Origin of the sequence: Christiangramia fulva (assembly GCF_003024155.1) — a bacterium.
In the GTDB taxonomy this organism is placed as follows: domain Bacteria; phylum Bacteroidota; class Bacteroidia; order Flavobacteriales; family Flavobacteriaceae; genus Christiangramia; species Christiangramia fulva.
On sequence record NZ_CP028136.1, the window covers coordinates 2,756,452 to 2,760,199 of the forward strand.

General features: G+C 37.2%; 2 protein-coding genes. Both read right to left on the bottom strand.

Going from position 1 to position 3,748, the window contains the following annotated elements; all coding sequences use genetic code 11:
• Positions 1 to 816: 816 nt before the first annotated feature.
• Positions 817 to 2,757 carry an OmpA family protein gene (locus C7S20_RS12320; protein WP_107012748.1) on the bottom strand — a complete coding sequence of 647 codons (1,941 nt, stop codon included), beginning with the start codon at positions 2,755 to 2,757 and terminating at the stop codon, positions 817 to 819.
• Between the two features lie 15 nt (positions 2,758 to 2,772).
• Entirely contained in the window at positions 2,773 to 3,708 is a 936-nt protein-coding gene (locus C7S20_RS12325) for a PorP/SprF family type IX secretion system membrane protein (RefSeq protein ID WP_107012749.1), read from the bottom strand.
• Positions 3,709 to 3,748 lie beyond the last annotated feature (40 nt).

Sequence of the window (3,748 nt, forward strand, 5' to 3'; positions counted from 1 at the left end):
CGTTTTAAACACTTTGAAAGAAAATCAGTTTTTGCTTGAAAAACCTCCTAAAAGCCTATAAACAGGTAAATTTTTCATGCAAAAATCAAAATTATGAATTCGGTCGCCTCAATATCAAATGTCCGACAACTTCATCAAAAATTTACTTTTCACCTATTTTTACTAAAAAATGCGCTCAGCCCAGTAAAATCGTTTTTTTTTACTAAAAAACTTAATTCGAGTAGCCTCTTGAAAAATATTATTCTCTTTTAATGAAACTTCTTTAGAGCTACAAGTTTACATTCGCCTGGGTCCATATCATTAATAAATCATTTTACAAATTAGATCACATTCCCTTTTTCGGCCAAAGGAATAGATCTGGAATCGGCAGGGTGCATAAAGCCGGTTGCACCTATTTATAACCCCTTTTTCCGATTCCTGATCTAAGATATGTTTGGCCAAAAAGGGGAATGTGAAGGCTCTGAAAGAAGTAAGTGGTATTATAATAATTCCATTGCTCATAATATTCTTCCCGACCAAAATAAAAAAGCGAGAACGCTCAGGATAAAAAAAGTAAATGGGTTTTACTATTTTTGAAAGGTACAGAAGTATCAAATTACTTCAATGCGTTCTATTGATATTGTGAGTTAATCGTGAGTTTTAAAACTTGTGGTTACATGAAAGCCTATAATTACAGGGTTGTCCGGATTTTAAATTCGTCCAGTCATCCCGACTTGAAAAACCAAAACCTTGAAAATCATTTTGATTTCCAGGGTTTTTTGGTTTTAAAGGATTAAAAGGATTTGATTCAGAAGGCACCTTTATATAAGATGCCCTTTACTTTTTAATTGATTCCTCTTCTTTTATTAAGAAAACAGATCTTCTATTGAGTTGATGTTCCGCTTCGGTACAATCTGCGCCGTCACTGCATTCATTGATAAGTCGACTTTCGCCATAGCCTTTAGCAGTGAGACGATCCGTGTTAATTCCGCGATTTACGAGCCATTCAAGTGTAGCCTGGGCACGGGCTTCAGATAGTTCCATATTATATTCTTTACTTCCACGGCTATCTGTATGTGATTCTATTTTTATTTCTAATTCTGGATACTCCTTTAAAGCCGCCCATATTTTAGCAAGTTCAACTTCGGCATCTGGTCTTATGTTGGCTTTATTAAAATCGAAATATATAGGTTGAAGGCTGAGGCGACAACCCAGATCATTTGGAGGACAGCCTATTTTCCTCATAGCAATAGGCAGTTCTATTTCTTGAGCATCATCGGGTGCGATAACAATTTTTTCAACCGACTCATAATCATCCTTCGTTACTCTTAAAGAATATTGCATTCCGCAATCCAAATTAAAATTGAAGCCACCGTTTTTATCTGTTTTTAAACTATCTATTTTTTCATTTTCCTCATTAAATAGAGCCAGGTCTGCTTCTTCCAATAGTTGTTTTGTAATCTCATCTTTCACCGTTCCCCGTAATAACACTTTGCAGGCATGAGTAGCCCGGTAAATATTATCATTTGCATCAGAAGTATTTCTATTAGACGATAGAAAGGCGATATCTTTTTCAAGATCGACCGCAAATGCAAAATCATCTTTTTTTCCATTTACCGGTTCGGCCATAATGATTATTTCTGTAGGCATTCCATTTTTATCAAGTGGGGTATAAAAAATATCCAGTCCTCCTAAACCGGGACGACCATTAGATGAAAAATACAATACATTTTCCTTACTTATAAAAGGAAAAGATTCACGGACTTCGGTATTGATATTCTTCCCGAGATTTACCGGTGCACCATATTCGTTTTCACCTCGAATATCAACATACCAAAGGTCTGACTCTCCAAAAGTACCAGGACGGTCAGAAGAAAAATAAAGCCGTGTTTCATCAGGGCTTAAAGCAGGATGGGCGGTGGAGTATGACGCATCGTTAAAGGGCAATTCCACAATCTCCCTCCATTTTCCATCTTTCTTAGTGGCCTTATAAAGTTTTAACCTGATATTATAATCCCGGTCTTTTCCTTTTCTCCCGTTTAAATAGTTGTTCCGCGTAAAATACACTGTGTTTCCATCTTTCGTAAAAACGGCTGAGGATTCGTGTAAATTACTATTTATCTCTCCCGGTAGACGCTTAGGATTACTCAGTTTCCCGTTTTCATCCATTTCGGCCTCAAAAAGGTCAAAAAATGGCTGGTTATTCCATTCATAAATAGGAACTTTTCTTGCGGTGGAGTCAGGTTTGGCTGAAGCGTAAACGAGTTTATTACCATAGAAGGCTGAACCAAAATCGGTGTACTCACTATTGATTTCAGCAGGTTCCAGCACCCATTTTTTAGGTTTCGCTTTAATTTTCTTAAGATAATCTGGGTTGCTTTTGAAATTCTGAATCACGAGCTCCCGGGAGCCAATTTCGGTGAATACTTTCATTAAAGTATCTGAAGCCTTATAATCACCTAGGCTTTTCAAACTTTGTGCTGCCCTGAAATAGTATTTGGGTTCTGTTTGATCGGGATATTCTTTCATTAGTTTTTCATACCACCTGGCCGCATTTTCATAATCGCCATTGAAGTAATAGGTATTTCCTAACTTTTCAAATAATTCTGGAGAACTGTAACCTTCACTAACGACTTGCAAATAAATTTTCTGTGCATCGATATAGGCAAACCTGTCGTATTCTTTTTGTGCCTTGTTCATTTTTGCCCGCTGGGCATAGCTAAATGAAGAAGACATTAGAATAAGGATTAACAGGTTTATTTTTATAAATACTTTCATACTAATTCTCGTTGATTAAAAGAATCGGGGTGTGTAAATGCGTTCGCGGCTTTTAAAGATCTCGTATCTTAAATAGAATTCAAAAGATCCGTTATTGTATTTAGCCAATTCTGTTGTTTCCTGATCATAAGCAAACCCCAGCATTAGTTCATCTGAGAGCTGAAACCCTACCAGGGCACTTAATGCGGCACTCCATCGCCATGCAGCTCCCAGGCTAAGTTTATCGTAAATCAGAAAGTTAGCAGAAACATCTACCTGTAGTGGAGCACCGGCCACAGCTTTCATTAATGTCGCAGGTTTGAATTTGACATCAGGGGAGAGGTCAAAAACATATCCGCTCATAAGGTATAAATGTATCTTTTCACGGCTAAAAACGTAAGCATCTGGATTTCCAAGACTTTCTTCATCAAAATATTTTGATTCGATAAGATTGGGAGCCGAAAGGCCAACATAAAATTTATCGGTATAATAATATATTCCCGTACCTATTTGTAGACGGATTCGGTTATTGATATTATTATCAAAAATATCACCTTCCTGGGCTACGTTCAACTTGGAATAATCGATATTAACAACATTGAAACCGGTTTTTAGTCCGAAGGCCAGGCGACCGTAGGCAGAAGTCCAGATGGTGTAAGAATAATCAATATTCGCATAAGTTTCCTGCGAAGGACCTATTTCGTCATGAACCAAAGACAATCCTAAACCTACATTTTTAATTTTGATAGGGGAGTGTACAGAAAAAGTAAAAGTATCTGGTGCACCATCCAGGCCCACCCACTGGGATCGATATAATCCGGCAAAACTTAGGGCTTCTCGAGAACCTGCATAAGCCGGATTTATGATCTCAGTATTGTACATATATTGAGTGTATTGGGGATCCTGCTGAGCAAAGACTTCAGAAATAGAACCCAAACTTCCAATTATCAGTAATATTAAAATTTTCTTCATTCCATTTAAATTTTGAATCTCTCAAGAAGATCCTGAACTT

Coding starts and splice junctions, on each gene's coding strand:
- C7S20_RS12320 (WP_107012748.1), bottom strand. CDS start 2,757: ATGAAAGTATTTATAAAAATAAACCTGTTAATCCTTATTCTAATGTCT.
- C7S20_RS12325 (WP_107012749.1), bottom strand. CDS start 3,708: ATGAAGAAAATTTTAATATTACTGATAATTGGAAGTTTGGGTTCTATT.